The sequence below is a fragment of the Gymnodinialimonas mytili genome, assembly GCF_037544085.1.
In the GTDB taxonomy this organism is placed as follows: Bacteria; Pseudomonadota; Alphaproteobacteria; order Rhodobacterales; family Rhodobacteraceae; genus Gymnodinialimonas; species Gymnodinialimonas mytili.
Genome location: NZ_JBBIFW010000006.1, coordinates 109,925 through 128,492, shown reverse-complemented (window position 1 = coordinate 128,492; position 18,568 = coordinate 109,925). Strand labels below are relative to the sequence as shown.

At 59.6% G+C, this 18,568-nt stretch carries 20 protein-coding genes; 12 read left to right on the top strand and 8 right to left on the bottom strand.

Features of this window, described 5'->3' with window-relative positions; translation table 11 throughout:
• The first annotated feature begins 189 nt into the window (after positions 1-189).
• The 7 genes from V8J82_RS20500 to V8J82_RS20470 are packed head-to-tail and all read left to right on the top strand — an operon-like array spanning position 190 to position 5,739.
• Complete coding sequence (locus tag V8J82_RS20500) at positions 190-891, top strand: response regulator (RefSeq protein WP_339978247.1); 702 nt, start codon at positions 190-192, stop codon at positions 889-891.
• Positions 892-923: 32 nt separating this feature from the next.
• Positions 924-2,630 (top strand): sensor N-terminal transmembrane domain-containing protein, encoded by a 1,707-nt coding sequence (locus tag V8J82_RS20495; protein WP_339978556.1) that lies wholly within the window; start codon positions 924-926, stop codon positions 2,628-2,630.
• Between the two features lie 4 nt (positions 2,631-2,634).
• Positions 2,635-3,126, top strand: coding sequence for an HPr kinase/phosphorylase (locus V8J82_RS20490; RefSeq protein ID WP_339978245.1), 492 nt, complete (start codon positions 2,635-2,637; stop codon positions 3,124-3,126).
• A gap of 28 nt (positions 3,127-3,154) precedes the next feature.
• Complete coding sequence (rapZ, locus tag V8J82_RS20485) at positions 3,155-4,096, top strand: RNase adapter RapZ (RefSeq protein ID WP_339978243.1); 942 nt, start codon at positions 3,155-3,157, stop codon at positions 4,094-4,096.
• 2 nt (positions 4,097-4,098) lie between these two features.
• Complete coding sequence (locus tag V8J82_RS20480) at positions 4,099-4,491, top strand: PTS sugar transporter subunit IIA (RefSeq protein ID WP_339978241.1); 393 nt, start codon at positions 4,099-4,101, stop codon at positions 4,489-4,491.
• 15 nt (positions 4,492-4,506) lie between these two features.
• Positions 4,507-4,791 carry an HPr family phosphocarrier protein gene (locus V8J82_RS20475; protein ID WP_339978239.1) on the top strand — a complete coding sequence of 95 codons (285 nt, stop codon included), beginning with the start codon at positions 4,507-4,509 and terminating at the stop codon, positions 4,789-4,791.
• 51 nt (positions 4,792-4,842) lie between these two features.
• Positions 4,843-5,739 (top strand): lysophospholipid acyltransferase family protein, encoded by an 897-nt coding sequence (locus tag V8J82_RS20470; RefSeq protein ID WP_439650092.1) that lies wholly within the window; start codon positions 4,843-4,845, stop codon positions 5,737-5,739.
• A gap of 145 nt (positions 5,740-5,884) precedes the next feature.
• On the opposite strand, the gene V8J82_RS20465 is transcribed toward V8J82_RS20470, so the two are convergent.
• Complete coding sequence (locus V8J82_RS20465) at positions 5,885-6,763, bottom strand: 3-hydroxybutyryl-CoA dehydrogenase (RefSeq protein ID WP_339978237.1); 879 nt, start codon at positions 6,761-6,763, stop codon at positions 5,885-5,887.
• A gap of 209 nt (positions 6,764-6,972) precedes the next feature.
• Here V8J82_RS20465 and V8J82_RS20460 point away from each other — a divergent pair, with 209 nt between their 5' ends.
• Positions 6,973-7,788: a DUF6473 family protein gene (locus V8J82_RS20460; protein ID WP_339978235.1), complete on the top strand. Its 816-nt coding sequence runs from the start codon at positions 6,973-6,975 to the stop codon at positions 7,786-7,788.
• Between the two features lie 63 nt (positions 7,789-7,851).
• Here V8J82_RS20460 and V8J82_RS20455 read toward each other — a convergent pair whose 3' ends face one another.
• The 3 genes from V8J82_RS20455 to trhA form a co-directional block, all read right to left on the bottom strand.
• Entirely contained in the window at positions 7,852-8,778 is a 927-nt protein-coding gene (locus tag V8J82_RS20455) for an electron transfer flavoprotein subunit alpha/FixB family protein (RefSeq protein WP_339978233.1), read from the bottom strand.
• Complete coding sequence (locus V8J82_RS20450; protein WP_339978231.1) at positions 8,778-9,539, bottom strand: electron transfer flavoprotein subunit beta/FixA family protein; 762 nt, start codon at positions 9,537-9,539, stop codon at positions 8,778-8,780. Before V8J82_RS20450 ends, V8J82_RS20455 begins: the two co-directional genes overlap by 1 nt.
• Before the next feature lie 132 nt (positions 9,540-9,671).
• The gene (trhA, locus tag V8J82_RS20445; protein WP_339978229.1) at positions 9,672-10,322 is read right to left on the bottom strand and encodes a PAQR family membrane homeostasis protein TrhA; all 651 of its coding nucleotides are present in this window, start codon (positions 10,320-10,322) and stop codon (positions 9,672-9,674) included.
• A gap of 71 nt (positions 10,323-10,393) precedes the next feature.
• Between trhA and V8J82_RS20440 the strand changes: the two genes are divergently transcribed.
• Positions 10,394-11,266 carry a hypothetical protein gene (locus V8J82_RS20440; RefSeq protein ID WP_339978227.1) on the top strand — a complete coding sequence of 291 codons (873 nt, stop codon included), beginning with the start codon at positions 10,394-10,396 and terminating at the stop codon, positions 11,264-11,266.
• Positions 11,267-11,311: 45 nt separating this feature from the next.
• Here the strand turns inward: V8J82_RS20440 and V8J82_RS20435 are convergent, their stop codons facing one another.
• Genes V8J82_RS20435 through V8J82_RS20420 form a run of 4 tightly spaced genes read right to left on the bottom strand, consistent with a single transcriptional unit; the run spans position 11,312 to position 13,684 of the window.
• A complete protein-coding gene (locus V8J82_RS20435; RefSeq protein WP_339978224.1) occupies positions 11,312-11,884 on the bottom strand; it encodes a cob(I)yrinic acid a,c-diamide adenosyltransferase in 573 nt (190 codons plus the stop codon).
• Between the two features lie 4 nt (positions 11,885-11,888).
• Positions 11,889-12,098, bottom strand: a complete 210-nt coding sequence (locus tag V8J82_RS20430; protein ID WP_339978222.1) for a twin transmembrane helix small protein — start codon at positions 12,096-12,098, stop codon at positions 11,889-11,891.
• A 51-nt stretch (positions 12,099-12,149) separates the two neighbouring features.
• The gene (locus V8J82_RS20425) at positions 12,150-12,977 is read right to left on the bottom strand and encodes an SDR family NAD(P)-dependent oxidoreductase (RefSeq protein ID WP_339978220.1); all 828 of its coding nucleotides are present in this window, start codon (positions 12,975-12,977) and stop codon (positions 12,150-12,152) included.
• 56 nt (positions 12,978-13,033) lie between these two features.
• Positions 13,034-13,684: an SH3 domain-containing protein gene (locus V8J82_RS20420; protein ID WP_339978218.1), complete on the bottom strand. Its 651-nt coding sequence runs from the start codon at positions 13,682-13,684 to the stop codon at positions 13,034-13,036.
• A gap of 141 nt (positions 13,685-13,825) precedes the next feature.
• Between V8J82_RS20420 and parC the strand changes: the two genes are divergently transcribed.
• From parC to tuf, 3 genes are all read left to right on the top strand, one after another.
• A complete protein-coding gene (gene parC, locus V8J82_RS20415; protein WP_339978216.1) occupies positions 13,826-16,129 on the top strand; it encodes a DNA topoisomerase IV subunit A in 2,304 nt (767 codons plus the stop codon).
• A gap of 235 nt (positions 16,130-16,364) precedes the next feature.
• Positions 16,365-17,024: a hypothetical protein gene (locus V8J82_RS20410; protein WP_339978214.1), complete on the top strand. Its 660-nt coding sequence runs from the start codon at positions 16,365-16,367 to the stop codon at positions 17,022-17,024.
• 123 nt (positions 17,025-17,147) lie between these two features.
• Positions 17,148-18,323, top strand: coding sequence for an elongation factor Tu (gene tuf / locus V8J82_RS20405; RefSeq protein WP_339978180.1), 1,176 nt, complete (start codon positions 17,148-17,150; stop codon positions 18,321-18,323).
• The last annotated feature ends 245 nt before the right edge of the window (positions 18,324-18,568 follow it).

The window sequence follows — 18,568 nt, the reverse complement described above, 5'->3', positions numbered from 1 at the left end:
ATCGGCCACAACCAGCCCATTTTTTGCCGATTGTCCCCAAATTGGGCGGGTTAAACTAAGTGTTAACGCAAATCCGCCACAGTCCTGAACCATCGAAGCTACGGATCAGTCATTTCCGATTGATTCTTAGACTGAAACAATGAAGCTGTTCGAAAAACTAAAAATCGAGCAGTAATCGAGGATAGACAAATGGCGCGTATCGCACTTGTCGACGACGACAGGAATATCCTGACGTCTGTATCGATGACCCTGGAGGCAGAGGGTTTCGACGTCGAAACATTCAACGATGGCCAGTCCGCGTTGGACGCATTTAATCGTAAACTGCCCGATCTTGGTGTGTTTGATATCAAGATGCCCCGGATGGATGGGATGGATCTGCTGCAACGTCTGCGTCAGAAGTCGCAGATGCCGGTGATCTTCCTGACCTCCAAGGATGATGAGATTGACGAGTTGATGGGCCTGCGCATGGGCGCGGACGACTATGTTCGCAAGCCGTTTTCGCAGCGTCTTTTGGTGGAACGGATCCGTTCGATCCTCCGGCGCCAGGATGCGATTGCCTCCGATGCGACCGGCACCCCCGAAGAAAGCACCGTTCTGGAACGTGGACATCTGAAGATGGACCCGCTTCGTCACGCCGTTGCCTGGAAAGGCCAGGACGTAACGCTGACCGTGACCGAATTCCTGCTTCTGCAGGCGCTCGCGCAGCGGCCAGGCTTTGTGAAAAGCCGCGATCAGCTGATGGACGTTGCCTATGACGAGCAGGTCTATGTCGACGACCGGACGATCGACAGTCACATCAAACGCCTGCGTAAGAAGATGCGCTCGGTGGACGATGATTTCTCGGCGATCGAGACGCTCTACGGCATCGGTTATCGGTACAACGAAGAATAAATCAGGGGTCTGGCGTGCCAGCCGACGCATCGATGACCAACCGCGCCGCCGTAGAGCGGGCGGATATCGTCCTAGGAGAGGATTGGGACCGTCCCCAGGGCACGGTTGAGAGTGAGCTGCGCGCAGCGCGCGCGCGGCGGTCTCTTATCTCTCTCAATCGCTCTCCTCTGGCGCGCAAGATTATTCTGTTCAACCTCCTGGCAATCGTCGTGTTGGTGGCTGGGGTCATGTACCTCAATCCCTTCCGCGACAGCCTGGTGGTGCAACGCGAGCGGGCGTTGGCTGTCGAGGCGCAGCTGATCGCAGATATCTTTGAAGCAAATCTGCCCGCTGATACGCGGGTCGACCTCTCAGACCGTGATACGTTTGACGCTGGCGATGTGTTGTCGCGGATCGGATTGTCCGACGGTGTCGATATTGTCGTTTATGCCGACGACGGAACCTTGGTGACATCCACTCGCACCCTGTCACGCAGTGCGGCGCGCCCAGTCCGCGGTTTGGCGACGGAGTCATCCGAAAGCCTGATGATCACGGATTTCCTGAATTCGATCTGGAACACAATGGCCCAAGTCCTGGGGAACTCCGACGCGCCGGAAACCCAAATTGACGATTCGGGATTTCATCGCGCCATGGTGGCCAGCGCTCTGGATGGCGCGACGTTTTTGCGGCGAGGGTTGAATACGACTGGCTCGGTGTATGCTGCCGCGACGCCCATTGAAGGCCTGGGCGGTCCGGTTGGGGTCGTTGTTGTGACGACGGCAGCGGGCGAAATCGACCAGCTGGTCCGGGTCGAACGGGAGCAATTGCTGCAGATGTTCGTGGTGGCACTTTTGGTGTCCATCGGCTTATCCTTGGTCTTGGCCTCGACAATCGCCAATCCGCTTTCCGATCTCTCGGCGGCGGCGGAGTTGGGTCGAGATAAGAACGCCCGAAAGATGTCGCCGACCCGGGTGCGTATCCCGGATCTGACCGGGCGCCCGGATGAGATCGGGCGCCTCTCTGGCGCGCTGCGCGGCATGGTTGCGGCGCTCTACGATCGGATCGATTCGAACGAACAATTCGCAGCTGACGTCAGTCATGAAATCAAAAACCCGCTGGCCTCGCTGCGTTCTGCCGTGGGAACATTGGGCTTCGCTAAAAATGACGAACAGCGCCAGCGTCTGATCGATGTCATCGAGCACGACGTGCAGCGCCTTGACCGCCTGGTCAGTGACATTTCCAACGCATCGCGATTGGATAGCGAACTGGTCAAAGAGGAGGAGGAGGAGTTCGACCTCGTCCGAACACTCGACAATCTCTCCCACTACCATTCCGAGGAAGCAGCGGCCAAGGGGGTTGAGTTTATCTCGGACCTGCCCGACACGCCGATCCGTCTCGCCGGGTTGGAGGGGCGCTTGGCGCAGGTCTTCGTGAACCTGCTGACCAATGCAATTTCCTTTTGCGAAGATGGCGATGCAGTCCGGCTTTGGACACGGCGGCGTGAAAATCGTGTGCTAATCGTCGTCGAAGATACCGGGCCTGGCATCCCCGAAGAGGCGCTCACCAAGGTGTTCAACCGCTTTTATTCCGAGCGCCCAGTGCAGCAATTTGGCAACCATTCCGGCCTTGGCCTGGCGATCTCCAAGCAGATTATCGAGGCCCATGGCGGCGTTATATGGGCCGAGAACATCCGCCCCACCGAAGCGGATCTCACTTCGGAACCGCTGGGCGCACGCTTTGTGGTCGGTCTGCCCATCTAGTGATATGGCAGTCGGATCCGCATCAGATCCAGAGGTGCTGACCGGATGGGCGGATTACCCCGGTAACGACGTTTCACGCGTGTTTCTGAGGGCAAGTGCCGTCGCGCTCGACGATGCCGGGGTTCTGATCTTGGGGGCAAGCGGATCGGGTAAATCCAGTCTCGCGCTGGCTTTGATGGCCTATGGTGCGCAGCTTGTCTCCGACGACGGTGTGATCGCTGAACAACGCGCCGCTATTCTCCATTTGGTTCGCCCTGAGACTGCCCCGCCGCTGATCGAGGCAAGAGGGATCGGGCTGTTGAATGCCGGACCTGTCGTTTCGAGCGTGCCGCTTCACCTGGCTGTGGATCTGGACACGCCGGAACCAGATCGCTTGCCGCCGCGACGCTCCGTCGCTTTTGGTGCAGCCGAGGCAGAGTTGATCCGAGGCGCTGGAGCGCCCACCCTAGCGCCTGCCGTGATCCAAATGCTTCGCTATGGTCGCGCACACTTGTAACGCCACCTTTTGAAACCTGGAACATTCCATGACCGACGCCCAATCCCCTGCCCAAGTGATCTTCGTCACGGGCCTGTCCGGCGCCGGGCGCTCAACGATCATCAATGTGCTGGAAGACCTTGGGTTTGAAGCAATTGACAACCTGCCGCTATCACTTCTTTCGCGCTTGCTGGAGGGTGCGCCGCCCGCCCGCCCGCTGGCTTTGGGGATCGACTCACGTACCCGCGATTTCAGCGCAGATGAGTTGATGCAGGCCTTCGCGCGCCTGCAAGCCGATCCCGCTTTTGAAGCTGAAATGATCTATGTCGATTGTGACACGGCGACCTTGCAGCAGCGCTATTCAGAAACGCGGCGTAGACATCCCTTGGCGCCTGATGCCGATCCTATGGCAGGCATTGCGTTGGATCGCGATATGGTCGGCGCGTTGCGAGATGTGGCAACGATCTTGCTGGATACCAGCCGATTGACGCCTCATGATACGAAGGCACGCATCGCCGCGATGTTCCCTGATGATCAGGCGCCCGGCTTGGCCGTGCAACTGACCTCGTTTTCTTTCAAGCGCGGCCTGCCTTTGGGGGCAGACTTGGTTTTTGATTGCCGGTTCTTGCGCAACCCCCACTGGGACCCGTTGCTGCGCCCACAGGACGGTAGATCGCCGGATGTGCAGGCCCACATCAGGGATGATCCGAGGTTCGCGCCCTTCTGCGATCAGGTGGCGGGATTGCTCGATTTGCTTCTGCCGGCTTATCGCGAAGAGGGCAAAAGCCACCTAACCGTGGCGTTTGGGTGTACGGGTGGACGTCACAGATCCGTGGCTTTGGTAGAGATTACCGCGCAACACCTTGCGGAGCAGGGCTGGCGGGTGTCAAAACGACATCGAGATGTGGCGCGCACGGATCCGCAATCCCACGCACCTGCATCGCATCAAACGCCAGCCAGCCCGTCGGTTGAAGATGAGGAAGCGAGTTAAGCGTGATCGGCATCGTGATTGTCGCCCATGGCGGCCTAGCGCCGGAGTTTTTGCGTGCCACCGAACATGTCGTGGGCCAGCAGATGGGCATGCGTGCGATTTCGATAGGTGCCGAGGATGACCGTACAGCGCGGACACGCGAGATCTGCGATGCGGCGGATGCTGTCGATACCGGCGACGGCGTTGTCGTTGTGACGGATATGTATGGCGGATCGCCGTCAAACCTGTCGCTGCGGGCCTGCCGACCAGCGAACCGCAAGATCCTGACCGGAATGAACCTGCCCATGCTGATCAAGCTGGCCAAATCCCGTCATCTGACCGTTGAAGAGGCTGTCATGCGTGCAACAGAGGCGGGGCGTCGTTACATCAACAGTTTTGACGGGGCGCCGGAATAAGATACGCCGGGCGTCATGACAGAGATGACGACGCATACCCGCCAGATGAAGATTGTGAACGTGAAGGGCCTGCATGCGCGCGCATCGGCCCGGTTCGTTGAGGTGGTTGAGGATTATGACGCAACGGCAATCGTCCGCAAAGATGGGCTGAGCGCCGCCGGGGACTCGATCATGGGCCTTTTAATGTTGGCAGCCTCTCAGGGAACCTTTATTGAAGTCGAAACCAGTGGGGTACAGGCGGAAGACCTGGCCAATGCGCTGGACGCTCTGGTCGCCCAGCGGTTCGGCGAGGATACCTGACACGCTTGCAGGACTTGCGCAGCGTCTCAGGATGAGGAAAGACGAGGGCTCGTGACGGATCTCGGTACCCGAAATATCTCGGCCCCAGCGCCAACCCGGGCTTCCGGTGCCAACGGTCAGTATGACCGTCGGTCCCTGACCTATGCCAATTCGTTTCCCAGTCCGATCGTACGCTTCACGATCAAGGCCATTGAATGGATGACCGGCAAGATCACGATCTTGCGGCGCGTGCGGCAATTCGAGAATTTGGGCGAATTCAAAGGTCAGGCCTTCTGGCCCGCCACGATGAAGGTGATGGGGATCGACCTGCAGACCCCGCAATCCCAGTTGGACCGTATCCCGAAAGATGGTCCGGTTGTCTTTGTTGCAAACCACCCACATGGGTTGGTCGATGGGATGATCCTGGCGGATCTGATAGGACGCCGCCGAAACGATTACCGGATCCTGACACGCGCTCTGCTGACCGGTTTGGACGAAGCCGCGGCCAGTTACATGATCTCGGTTCCGTTTCCCCATGAACCCGATGCCCAGCAAAAGATGTTGGATATGCGGGCGCAGGCTATGGCGCATTTAAAGGAACGTGGGTTGATTGCGCTTTTCCCGTCTGGCGCCGTTGCGGCGGCAGATCGGATGTGGGGCCCGCCTTTGGAGGGGGAGTGGAACGTTTTCACCGCGAAGATGATCCGCACATCCGGCGCGACCATTGTTCCGTGTTTCTTCACCGGATCGAACAGCCGCGCATATCAGATTGCCAATCGGATCAGCCCAGTGATTCGTCAGGGCCTGCTGATCCACGAAGTGGTGAACAGCTTCGACAAACCGCAAGCGCCGATCATCGGGAAGCCGATCCAGCCCGAAGAATGGCATGATCGGATTGGGAAGCCGCGTGAGTTCATGGCATGGCTACGCGAGCGGACGCTGTCTTTGAAAGACAACCCGAACCAATAGCGCGCCATACCGACACTTTCACCGAGATCCGCACCCGGGGCCACTCCCGTGAGCGTCCGTGCCTGTTCTCCCTAGCGGGCCCAGGCCCGTCCGATCTTTAGGCCCAGCGCCGCGCGTGGGCGCGGTGGGGGCGGCGGCTGACCCGCTATCGCGTCGGAACCGGTCCGCCTTCCCCGCGGTAATCGTAGAAACCGCGCTGGGTTTTGCGACCAAGCCACCCAGCCTCGACATATTTGGTAAGTAAAGGACAAGGCCGGTACTTGGTGTCGGCCAATCCGTCATGCAGCACGTTCATAATCGCCAGACATGTATCCAGCCCGATGAAATCAGCCAATTCCAGCGGCCCCATTGGATGGTTGGTGCCCAGCTTCATGGCCATGTCGATGGAGGTGACATTTCCAACACCCTCATACAGCGTGTAGACCGCTTCGTTGATCATCGGCATCAGAATGCGGTTGACGATAAAGGCCGGGAAATCCTCGGCCGTTGCGGCGGTTTTGCCCAGCCGGTCCACGACGGATTTGCAAGCTGTGAAGGTGGGCTCATCGGTGGCAATGCCACGGATCAATTCGACCAATTGCATCACCGGCACTGGGTTCATGAAATGGAACCCCATGAATTTCTCGGGGCGATCGGTGCGTGAGGCCAGCCGCGTGATCGAGATCGACGAGGTGTTGGAGGTTAGGATTGTATTGGGTTTGAGATGTGGCAGCAGGTCTTCGAAGATTGCCTGCTTCACTGTTTCCCGCTCGGTTGCGGCTTCGATGATCAGGTCGGTAGGCCCCACGTCGGACAATCGCAGAGTCGTCCGGATCCGGCCCATGGCCGCATCCTTCTCGGCAGCCGAGATCTTCTCGCGAGCAACCTGACGCCCGAGATTTGCATCGATGATCTCTGTCGCGCGGGTTAATGAATCCTGGCTCACGTCGGATAGCACCACACCATACCCGGCCAACGCACAGACATGCGCAATGCCGTTTCCCATCTGGCCCGCGCCGACGATCCCAATGCTGTCGATGCCCATGGACGCTCCTTTTCGGTGCCGAGTTTCGTTGCGCGCACCATAGGCAGGGTGTCGCGGCGGGCACAAGATCGCTATCGCCGCGACTGGAATGGAGCGGATCTGTGCAAATCTAGGAAAAATTTCAATAAAACAGTCGTTTAGGAATTGATCAACGCCTTGGTGTCACCATGGGCGTTGGGTGAGTCTCCCTTCAATTGGAGTGAGGAATTATGAGTTTTGAGCAGCGGGGGCGAATGCCTCTTGATTATCACACAGCGGCGCTCCCGGGATCGCCTCTAAGGTTCCGTGGGCCAATATCCGACAGCTTGGGGCCATGTGTCGTTTGCGTGGGCGGGTCGGAAACATTTGGGCGCTTCATACATGCGCCATTCGCGTCGCAGTTGGACTCGGCGCTCCCGCAACCGGTTTTGAACCTAGGCGTGGTGAATGCGGGTTTGGATGTGCTGACGAACGATGTTGCCATTGGTTCCGCTATGGCAAAGGCGGATGCCGTGGTGTTGCAGATCACCAGCGCCCACAACATGACCAATCGGTTCTACCATGTGCATCCGCGCCGGAACGATCGCTTTTTGAAGGCGAGCTCGATGCTGCGTACGATATTTCCTGATGTGGATTTTACAGAGTTTCATTTCACACGGCATCTGCTCAGCCATCTGCACAACCTATCCGAAGACCGGTTTGGTATCATCAAAACCGAGCTTGAGGCCGCTTGGGTCGCCCGTATGCGGCGATTGATCGATTCCATTGATGCGCCGGTGCATTTGCTATGGCTTTCGAACAAGACGCCTGATTGCCCGGCCCCCGAGGGCCTGGGGGGCGATCCACTTTTTGTCAGCCAGCGGATGTTGGATGCCGTGTCTGAGATGGCAGCATCTGTCACAATCGCTGTGCCTGATGTGGTTGAAGATGCTGACAGCACGAAGGGTAAGTTCTTCGGGCCGCGGGAAGAGGCGGCCGCCCGGTTATTGCCCGGTCCGCGTATCCATGATCGCGCGGCGGCGGAATTGCTTAATCATTTGTCTTGAATCATCAAAAAAGCCCTGCACGACCGGACGCCGTGCAGGGCCAATCCTAAGTTGAGCAACGCCTCAGAGCTTGCCGGTCAGTTCAGGCACAGCGTCGAACAGATCTGCGACCAGGCCGTAATCAGCCACTTGGAAGATGGGCGCTTCTTCATCCTTGTTGATTGCAACGATGACCTTGCTGTCCTTCATGCCCGCCAGGTGCTGAATGGCCCCGGAAATTCCGACGGCGACATACAATTCCGGCGCGACGACTTTGCCGGTTTGGCCAACCTGCCAATCGTTCGGAGCATACCCGGAATCGACCGCAGCGCGTGAAGCGCCAACGGCAGCGCCCAGCTTGTCGGCCAGGCCCTCGATCAGGGCGAATTGCTCTTCGCTGCCAACGCCACGACCGCCCGAGACGACGATCCCGGCGGAGGTCAGTTCAGGCCGATCACTGGCTGCGACCTTGTCCTCGACCCACGACGACAGGCCAGGATTGCCTGCGGCGTCAATCATCTCAACCGATGCGGATCCACCCGTGGCGGCGGCATCGAAGGTTGAGGTCCGGAAGGTCACAACCTTCTTTGCGTCTGACGATTTCACCGTTTGGATCGCGTTACCCGCGTAGATTGGACGCTCGAACGTGTCGGCATCGACCACGCCTGACGCGTCGGAGATCACCATGACATCCAGTAGCGCGGAGACGCGGGGCATGATGTTTTTGGCGTCCGTCGTGGCGGGTGCCACGATATGAGAATAGTCGCCGGCGAGCTCAGCGATCAGCGCCGCTGTCGGTTCGGCCAAGCGATGACCCAACACGTCATCCTCGGCGCACAGCACCTTCGAGACGCCCGCAATCGTGGCGGCCTCATCAGCGGCGGCTTTGGCAGATGCTCCGGCGCACAGTACGGTCACATCCCCCAATTGCGTTGCTGCTGTCACGGCCTTGGCGGTGGCGTCCATCGACAATTCGCCCGCATTGACCTCTGCCATCAGAAGAACAGCCATTACAGTACCCCCGCTTCGTCTTTGAGTTTCGTCAGAAGTTCATCGACCGACCCGACTTTCACACCGGCGGCGCGCGCCTCGGGCTCGGATGTGCTGACCACCGTCAGGCGTGGTGCGACATCGACGCCGTAATCGGCGGCGGTTTTTTCATCCAGCGGCTTTTTCTTCGCCTTCATGATGTTCGGGAGAGAGGCATAGCGCGGCTCGTTCAGGCGCAGATCGACGGTGATGATGGCAGGCATCTTCACTTCGATGGTCTGCAAGCCGCCATCGACTTCGCGCGTGACCTTGGCGCTGTCGCCATCGACATCGACCTCTGACGCGAAGGTGGCCTGCGACCATCCCAGCAGAGCCGACAGCATCTGACCGGTGGCGTTCATGTCATTGTCGATGGCCTGTTTGCCCGCCAGAACCAGCCCGGGCTGTTCCTCGTCGATCACGGCTTTCAGGATTTTGGCAACGGCCAGCGGTTCGATATCCGTATGGACGTCATCGGCAGCAATCACCAGGATGGCGCGGTCCGCGCCCATCGCCAGGGCCGTGCGCAGGGTTTCTTGGTTCTGCTTTACCCCGATGGAGACGGCGACCACCTCTTCGGCCTTTCCGGCCTCTTTCAGGCGAATGGCCTCTTCCACCGCAATCTCGTCGAACGGGTTCATCGACATCTTTACATTGGCAAGATCGACGCCCGAGCCGTCCGCTTTCACGCGAACCTTCACGTTATAATCGATCACGCGCTTCACAGGTACCAAGACCTTCATGGCGTTCTCCCTCTGTCAAAAGCCGGGGCGGACCCAAGCAACTATCTGGCAAGAAGGGATAGACCCAAGCGCAGGTGGAAAATAGGCCAAAATCGACGCGCCGCGGCGATCCGACGCCGCGTTACGTGCACGTCAAGCGGCTTGGGCCACTTCCGTGACGATTGCGGCGTAGCAACTGACCGTCGCGATCAGCACAAAGACATGCCAAATCGTGTTGTGAAACGGCAATCGATGGCTGATCAGAAAGATGATTCCCGCAGAATAGAGCAAGCCGCCGATGACCAGCAGGGCCAGCGCAGTTTCGCTGATGCCGGACAAAAGCGGCCCGCCCAAGACAGCCCCCGCCCATCCCAGGCCCAGATACAGCACGATGGCAAGCCAAAGCGGCGCCTTGCGCGAGAATAGGATGATCGATGCGCCGCCCAGTGCCGTGGCCCATATCCCGGCCAGAAATCCAGCAGACCCCGAGGCCAGCGCGACAAAGGGTGTGTAGGTGCCTGCGATCTTGAAATAGATGGCCGATTGGTCGAGCTGCCGAAGTCTGGGCGTCAAATCTGCCCGCTGCACCAGATTGTACAACGCCGAACAGACCCACATGGCCAGCAAACAGGCCGCGTAGATGCTGACCGCTGTGGTCAGCCCCACATCTTTCGTCCACACGACGACAAGGGTGATCAGGACGGGTCCAGCAACCAGCGCACCGCCAATGCCCAAACCATGCACGACAGCGTCTGAAACATATTCAGCCTTGCTATACTGCCGGTTGGGTTTGATATGCGACATGCAGAAAAGTTTAGACCAAGATCGGTTAACAGCCACATAAATTCTGAGAAACAATTTGGTGTTCATGTGTGATGGCGGTGCGGACGGGCTATAAGAAAAGCGAGATTAGAGGCTTGGCCTGTCGCATCTCGGACCGGTCAAACGCCTTGGTCGCAGCGTTACCCGAAGATCCATTGCGGGAGCTGCACCTGGTCTGTTGTTGTGATCGGTGCATCGATCCCGAGGCGTTGCAACGCATACGGAAGACACCTCCAACACGGCTAACCGATGACCTGATCAATCAGTATTTCGGCGGCGCTGCGGCGGTCGAGGCCGCGACGGATGAACAGGCGCGGCTGGAGGCGTACATCATCCTGACCCATGTGATCGCGCATTTGGGGCATATGACGACATTGCCCGATGCCGAAGCGCGCGACTATAGCCGCCAACATCACTATCTGCCTGCCGATTACCTGATCCCCTATCTGTTCGCGACAGGTTTTGCGCCGCGCCTTGGCCCGCAGAAACAGGCCGAGATCAACGATTACCTTCTGGACTTGGCGCGCTATGCCGTGGCCAAAAGGGCCAGATCGTTCGACAACGTGCTGTGCTATCTGAGCCTGTTCGGAAACCGGCTGCCCGATCTGTTTGAGGAATTTCGCCAAGCGCGACCGCTGCGTCAGCTTCGACTATGGACCACGCTCGCCCGGGGGCATGTCACGTCGCATCCCGATGGCAGGGCGAGCCCGAAGGATCTTCACCTGTGGTTCAGCGGAATGCCTTTGGCGGATCGCCAACATCTGCTTGCCGCGTTGGAGGCGCCGCAGACCGCGATGTTGATTGAACGGTTCGCCTTTGCCGCGCGAGACCGGGATTGGCTGACCTATCTGTCCCGTCTTCTGGAATGGCGCGAGATGAGCATCCTCGCCACGCGCTATTCCGAATACAAGGACGGGCGCCATTGAAAAGACGCGCGCGTCATAAAGCGAAGCTGCGCCTCAGAGCCTCCCTCAGCGGTTCGCGCCTGGAACCCACAAAACGTCATCTTTGCCGTTGTTGTTGGCGATGCGGCCCGCGACGAAGAACCAATCAGAGAGGCGATTGAGGTATTTCACGCCCGCCGGATTGATCGATTCGACGCCCACCAGCTCCACCGACAGCCGTTCGGCCCGCCGACAGACTGTCCGGCAAATATGCAGATGCGCTGCCAGCGCCGAGCCGCCTGGCAGAATAAAGGATCGCAAAGGATCCAGCTTGGCATTCATCGCGTCAATCTCGGCCTCTAGCCGCTCAACCTGAGCGTCAGCGATCCGCAGCGGCGGATATTCACGATTGCCATCCATTTCCATATTCGGAGTGCACAGATCGGCACCCAGATCGAACAGATCGTTCTGCACCATTGCGATCTGATCGGCCATTTCACCCTCGGCATGGAGGCGCGCGACCCCAAGCGTCGCATTCAGTTCATCCACTGTTCCATAAGCCGTCACGCGCTGTGAATGCTTGGCGACCCGGCTGCCATCGCCTAGGGCCGTTTCGCCCGCATCCCCCGTGCGTGTGTAGATTTTGTTGAGAACGACCATGGGTTCAGCCCCCCGATTGCTGGCGGAAAAAGACGAAGATCAAGATCAGAACCACGGCCAAGGCCTGCAACCCGATCCGCCATTGCATGAACTTGTTGGATTGGCGGCTGGCCTCGGGTCCGCCCTTGCGAAAGGCGTTGATCCCTAAAAGCAGCACAACCAGCACCGCGGCACAGGCCAGCAGCGCAAGGAACAATAGCGGGTCGTCTGTCATGTTTTCTCCGATCACTGTCCGAGGCCAACCTAGAGGGCATCGGTCCAAAGGCTAGAGCCGCGCGGCGATTGCATCGATCATCCGTTGCGGAAGTGCCCGTTTCAGAGCCTCGGCAATATGGACGGCCGGGGTGATGTGATAGCGCGGCCGCGGGTTTGGCGCCTCAATGGCATGGATCAGGCGGCGAATAACAGCGTCTGGTTCACGCTGGAACATCGCGCGCCCCTTGTCTTCATAGAGAAATGGCAGCAACTCGGCCCGGTACCGTTCGGCAATGGCGGAGCTTTCCCAGTCGATCCAGCGCTCGAAGGGAGGGATCGAGTTGATTCGAAACTTCGACGTGACAGGTCCGGTATTCAGCGTCGAGACGTGGATCCCGCTGCCGCGCAGTTCCAGTCGCAGCGTATCGGTCAGACCCTCCAGCGCATGTTTTGAGGCGTTGTAGGCCCCGCGCCAGGGCATCACGTGGCGCCCGAAGCCCGAGGAATGCTGTACGATCCGTCCATGACCCTGCCGGCGCATCACGGCGATCGCGCGGGTTGTCAGATCGTGCAGGCCAAACACATTGGTCTCGAACAATTCCCGCAGCCCATCGACCGGCAGATCTTCGACCGCGCCCGGCAAGCCATGGCCAGCATTGTTGAACAGAGCATCAAGGCGACCGTTTGTTTGATCCAGAACGCTCTGAAAACCTGAGGTGATGCTCTCGGCCGAAGTAACGTCCAAGATCGGAGCGTCGAAACCTTCGGCCTCAAGCCTGGCGCGATCGTCGTCGCGCCGGACGCCAGCAAACACCTGCCAGCCACGCGCTTTTAGCGTCACCGCGGCCTCATAGCCGATGCCCGAAGAACAGCCGGTGATCAGGATGGATTTGGTCATGATGTCCCTGCCTTGCACATCCTGCCTAGGCGCGTGTGGTCTCTGGCGCAACCGGGTCAGTTGGTGACAGGTTCCAAAAACTCAAGCGCCATGAAGCCTTCCACGCCCGTGGCGACGACGCGCAGCCTGGCCCAATCGTCGGGCGCATCAGCCAGGTATTCCACCTGATCCCCACGCACCAAGGCCGTCAGAATAGCATCGTCGGTCGATGGTCCGGCACGGAAATTCACACGATCACCGGTAACCTGCCACAGCGCGGATACTGCTGAGGTATCGTCGGATGGTTCTACGTCAGGTGCCGCGTCGGCCGAAATCTCGGCAGCGGGCGTATCTGGGCGTGGCTGCGCTGAGGCATTGCCAAGTGTGACCCGCGCAATTTCACGATCGCTGTCCTCGGTGATGGTGGTGTCAAACGGATTGATCACAGCGACCACATCCAACACTTCGCCATCCGCTGTCTCCAGTTGATAGCTTCCGTTTGCTTCGCGGAGTGCGGCGTCATCGTCTGAGAATGCAGCTTCATTCGGGGGCGGGCGCGAGGCATTGTCCTCGGCCTGCGTGATCAGGTCGGAAAAGAAGTTCGCCAGCGTGGTCTCACCATCGGAGGTCTCAGATGCCTCGGTCACCTCCGGCGCCTCGGATTCATCCGGGATCACCAGCAACACGATGTAGATCGCCGCAACCAATGCGATCGCCCACTTGATCATCCGCGGCCTCCCTCATCCTCTCGGGCACAGGTGATATGCCAAGTCTCTGACGCAAAAACAGGGGAAATCTTGGGCTGTGGTGGCATCGGCGTCTTTTCGGTCCTTGTTGGGGCGCGCGCGGGACGCTATCCCATGATCTAGATGAGCAGTGATGACGACACACAAGATGGCCGCCTAGAGGCGGAACCGCTGAGCCGCGCGATCGGTTCGCGATATCTTCAGTATGCGCTGAGCACAATCATGCACCGTGCGCTGCCGGACGCGCGCGACGGGCTGAAACCTGTACACCGCCGTATCTTATACGCAATGCGCGAGCTGCGGTTGAGTTCCAATGGCGGCTTCCGAAAGTCGGCCAAGATCTCCGGCGACGTGATGGGGAACTATCATCCCCATGGCGATGCAGCGATTTATGATGCCATGGCGCGTTTGGCGCAGGATTTTGTGATCCGGTATCCGCTGGTCGACGGGCAGGGGAATTTCGGAAATATCGACGGTGATAACCCGGCCGCATCCCGCTATACCGAAGCGCGCATGACTGCGATGGCCGAGGCGCTACTGGAAGGTCTGTCCGAGGATGCGGTGAATTTCCGCGACAATTATGACGGCACGCTGACCGAGCCCGAAGTGCTGCCCGCGCAGGTCCCGAACCTGCTGGCCAATGGATCCAGCGGGATTGCTGTGGGCATGGCGACGAATATCCCGCCGCACAATCTGGACGAGTTGATCGCAGCCTGCCTGCATCTGATCAAGACGCCCGATGCGCGGGACGATACGCTGTTGAACTACGTGAAGGGGCCGGATTTTCCCACCGGCGGGGTAATCGTAGAGCCGCCCGAGTCGATGGCTGAAACCTATCGCACCGGAAAAGGTGGCTTCCGCGTCCGCGCGAAGTGGGAGGTCGAGGATCTCGGGCGCGGTCAATGGCAGATCGTCGTGACCGAAATCCCCTATCAGGTCCAGAAATCCAAGCTGATCGAAAAGCTGGCGGAACTGATCCAGCAAAAGAAGGTCCCGATCCTGGCGGACGTGCGAGATGAAAGCGCTGATGATATCCGCATCGTGCTGGAACCGCGCGCCAAGACCGTCGATGCCGAGGTGCTGATGGGCACGTTGTTCCGGCAATCGGATCTGGAGAACCGCTTCAGTCTGAACATGAATGTGCTGATCGATGGGCGGACGCCGAAAGTCTGTTCGTTGAAAGAGGTGCTGCGGGCCTTCCTCGACCACCGGCGCGACGTGCTGCTGCGCCGCTCGCGCCACCGGATGGCGCAGATCGATCACCGGTTGGAAGTGCTCGAAGGGTTTCTGATCGCGTTCCTGAACCTCGATCGCGTGATCGACATCATCCGCTATGACGACGCGCCTAAAGCCGCCCTGATGCGGGAAGATTGGGACCGCGACTTTGTCCGTGCCACCTCCGAGGCGGATTATGTCAGCACGCCCAAAGGTGCCGGGGAACTGACCGAGGTGCAGGCCGAAGCGATCCTCAACATGCGCCTGCGGTCCTTGCGGCGCCTGGAAGAGATGGAGTTGCAGGCTGAACGCGACCGCCTGATGGAGGAGCGCGCGGGGCTTGAGGACATGTTGGCCGAGGAAAGCCTGCAATGGGATCGCATCGCCGAAGAATTGCGTGAGGTCCGTGCCAAGTTCGGCGCCAAAGCCGAAGGCGGCGCGCGGCGGACGATGTTTGCCGAGGCCGGTGAGGTCGAGGATGTGCCGATCGAGGCGATGATCGAGCGGGAGCCGATCACCGTCGTCTGTTCCCAGATGGGCTGGATCCGCGCCATGAAGGGCCATGTGGATCTGTCGTCCGAGATGAAATTCCGCGACGGCGACGGCCCGCGTTTCGCTTTCCACGCCCAGACGACCGACAAACTGTTGATCCTCGGCAGCCAGGGCCGTGTCTACACGCTTGCCGCCAACGGGCTGCCGGGCGGGCGTGGTCTGGGGGAGCCATTGCGCCTGATGGTGGATCTGCCCAACGAGGTACGGATCGTCGATCTCTTCGTGCACAGGCCTGGCGTGAAGCGCCTGATGGCCTCCAGCGCCGGGGATGGCTTCGTGGTCGCCGAAGAGGAGATTCTCGCGCAGACCCGGTCCGGCAAACAGGTGTTGAACGTGCGCGGCGATGTCATAGCGGTGGCGTGTGTCGCGGTCGGGGAAGGTGACAACCACGTGGCCGTCGTGGGGGAGAACCGCAAATTGCTGGTCTTCGCGCTGGAGGAATTGCCGGAAATGGCCCGTGGCAAAGGGGTGCGTTTGCAGCGCTACAAGGACGGCGGTCTGTCGGATGTGCGAACCTTTGTGCTGGCCGATGGGCTCAGCTGGTTGGATCCGGCGGGCCGAACGCGGACCGAAATGGCTTTGGCCGAATGGACCGCAAAACGTGCCAGCGCTGGCCGCATGGCCCCGCGTGGCTTCCCGCGAGACAATCGCTTCACCTGATCGACAGGGTCCGCCCTGGATCAAATTGCGCGCCTGCGGCGCATACGCTTGTTTTGCGTTGGCACGCAGCCCGGGGGATGCCCCCCGTCCTTCGGACTCCCCCAGTTTCGGGCGCCGAGCTTGATATCTTGGCCACAGGGTCAGCGTCATTCTGCCGGCTGCCCTTCACGCCTTTGCCGTCCTGCGCTATTTCATCGAAAAACATCAGACGCGCCACCTTGAGGAGACGCCGAGCATGACTTTCGAATTCCGGAAATTGGCCCGCTTTGCCCCGTTGGGGTTGGTTTTGTTCCTGATGGCCTGTGCCGCCGGGGACCCTTTGGATGAAGACCTACCCCCGATGGGAGACTTCCGCCTGTCGCACAACATCGTTGTGGCCGAGAACATGCAGCAAGTCCCGCCCTCGCGGAATGCGACCCCCGAAGAATGGGAAGCGATCTTGGTGTCCGAGATCGATCGCCGGTTTGGTGCCTATGAAGGAGATCGTTTATACCACATCGGCATTGCGGTGGATGGCTATGCTTTGGCGCCTCCGGGCATCCCCATTGTGCTGAGCCCGCGGTCGGTTCTGATCCTGTCAGTGAATATCTGGGACGATGAGTTGGGTCGGAAACTACATGAAGAACCCGAGCAGGTGATCATTTTCGAAGGGTCCAGCCCGGAAACCTTCTTGCTTGGCTCTGGTTTGGCGCGGTCGCGTGAAGAGCAGATGCAGGTTCTCGCACGGAATGCCGCACGTCGTGTGCAATTGTTCATGTTGCAGAACCCCGAATGGTTCAACATCGACCCTGACGTGGCCGAAGAGGCCGTGACTAACGTCGAGGCATTGGCCGAGGCCGCTGAAGCCGCGGAAGAGGTCGAAAATGCCGAGCTTGAGGCTGCGGCGCCGGAGTAAGCCACGATCTGACCGGTATGGCTTGATTTTTCCCGGCAGGCCGAATACGCCCCCGGCGATATCGGAACGGGCGGCGCGTCGGCAATCCCATGCGCAGCCCCACAACTACGGGACGCCTGCGCCATGGCAAAGGAAAAGTTTGAACGTAATAAGCCGCATGTGAACATTGGGACTATTGGTCATGTTGACCATGGTAAGACGACGTTGACGGCTGCGATTACGAAGTATTTTGGGGATTTCAAGGCGTATGACCAGATTGACGGCGCGCCTGAGGAGAAGGCGCGGGGGATCACGATCTCGACGGCGCATGTGGAATATGAGACCGACGCGCGTCACTACGCGCATGTCGATTGCCCCGGCCACGCCGACTATGTGAAGAACATGATCACTGGTGCCGCTCAGATGGACGGCGCGATCCTGGTGGTGAACGCCGCCGACGGCCCGATGCCGCAGACGCGTGAGCACATCCTGCTGGGCCGCCAGGTGGGCATCCCGAAGATGGTCGTGTTCATGAACAAGGTCGACCAGGTCGACGATGCCGAGCTTCTGGAGCTGGTGGAGATGGAGATCCGCGAGCTTCTGGAAAGCTATGAATATCCCGGCGACGAGATTCCGATCATCGCGGGCTCGGCCCTGGCGGCGATGGAGGGCAACAACCCCGAGATCGGCGAAGAGAAGATCAAAGAGCTGATGGCCGCCGTGGATGACTACATCCCGACGCCCGAGCGCGCCGTGGATCAGCCCTTCCTGATGCCGATCGAGGACGTGTTCTCGATTTCCGGCCGCGGCACGGTTGTGACCGGCCGGGTTGAGCGTGGCGTGATCAATGTGGGTGACGAGATCGAGATCGTGGGCATCCGCGACACCTCGAAGACGACCTGCACGGGTGTTGAGATGTTCCGCAAGCTGCTGGATCGCGGTGAAGCGGGCGACAACATTGGCGCGCTGCTGCGTGGTGTGGACCGTGATGGCGTTGAGCGTGGCCAGGTGCTGTGTAAGCCGGGCTCGGTGACGCCGCACACGAAGTTCGAGGCCGAAGCCTATATCCTGACCAAGGATGAGGGTGGCCGCCACACGCCGTTCTTCGCCAACTACCGCCCGCAGTTTTACTTCCGCACGACGGATGTGACCGGCACCGTGACGCTGCCCTCGGGCACCGAGATGGTGATGCCGGGCGACAACCTGAAGTTCGAGGTTGAGCTGATCGCGCCGATCGCGATGGAGCAGGGCCTGCGCTTCGCCATCCGCGAAGGCGGCCGCACCGTCGGCGCCGGCGTCGTGTCGAAGATCGTGGAGTAAGGTCGAGTTTCCAAAGGAAACTCTGGCCAGTGGGTGCCGGGTGGCAGTGTCTTTTGCAGTTGCAAAAGATCACAAGCACTCGGTGCAGCACACGATCGCCAACAAACCCAAAAGGCCCCGCCAAACGCGGGGCCTTTGTCATGAAAGGCTGATCGCGCCCTGTGACAGGATTTGCAGATCCCACAAGCGACGACCTCACAGACCGCCATCCTACATATAAACGGCCATCTTCAGCCGGGCTTAGA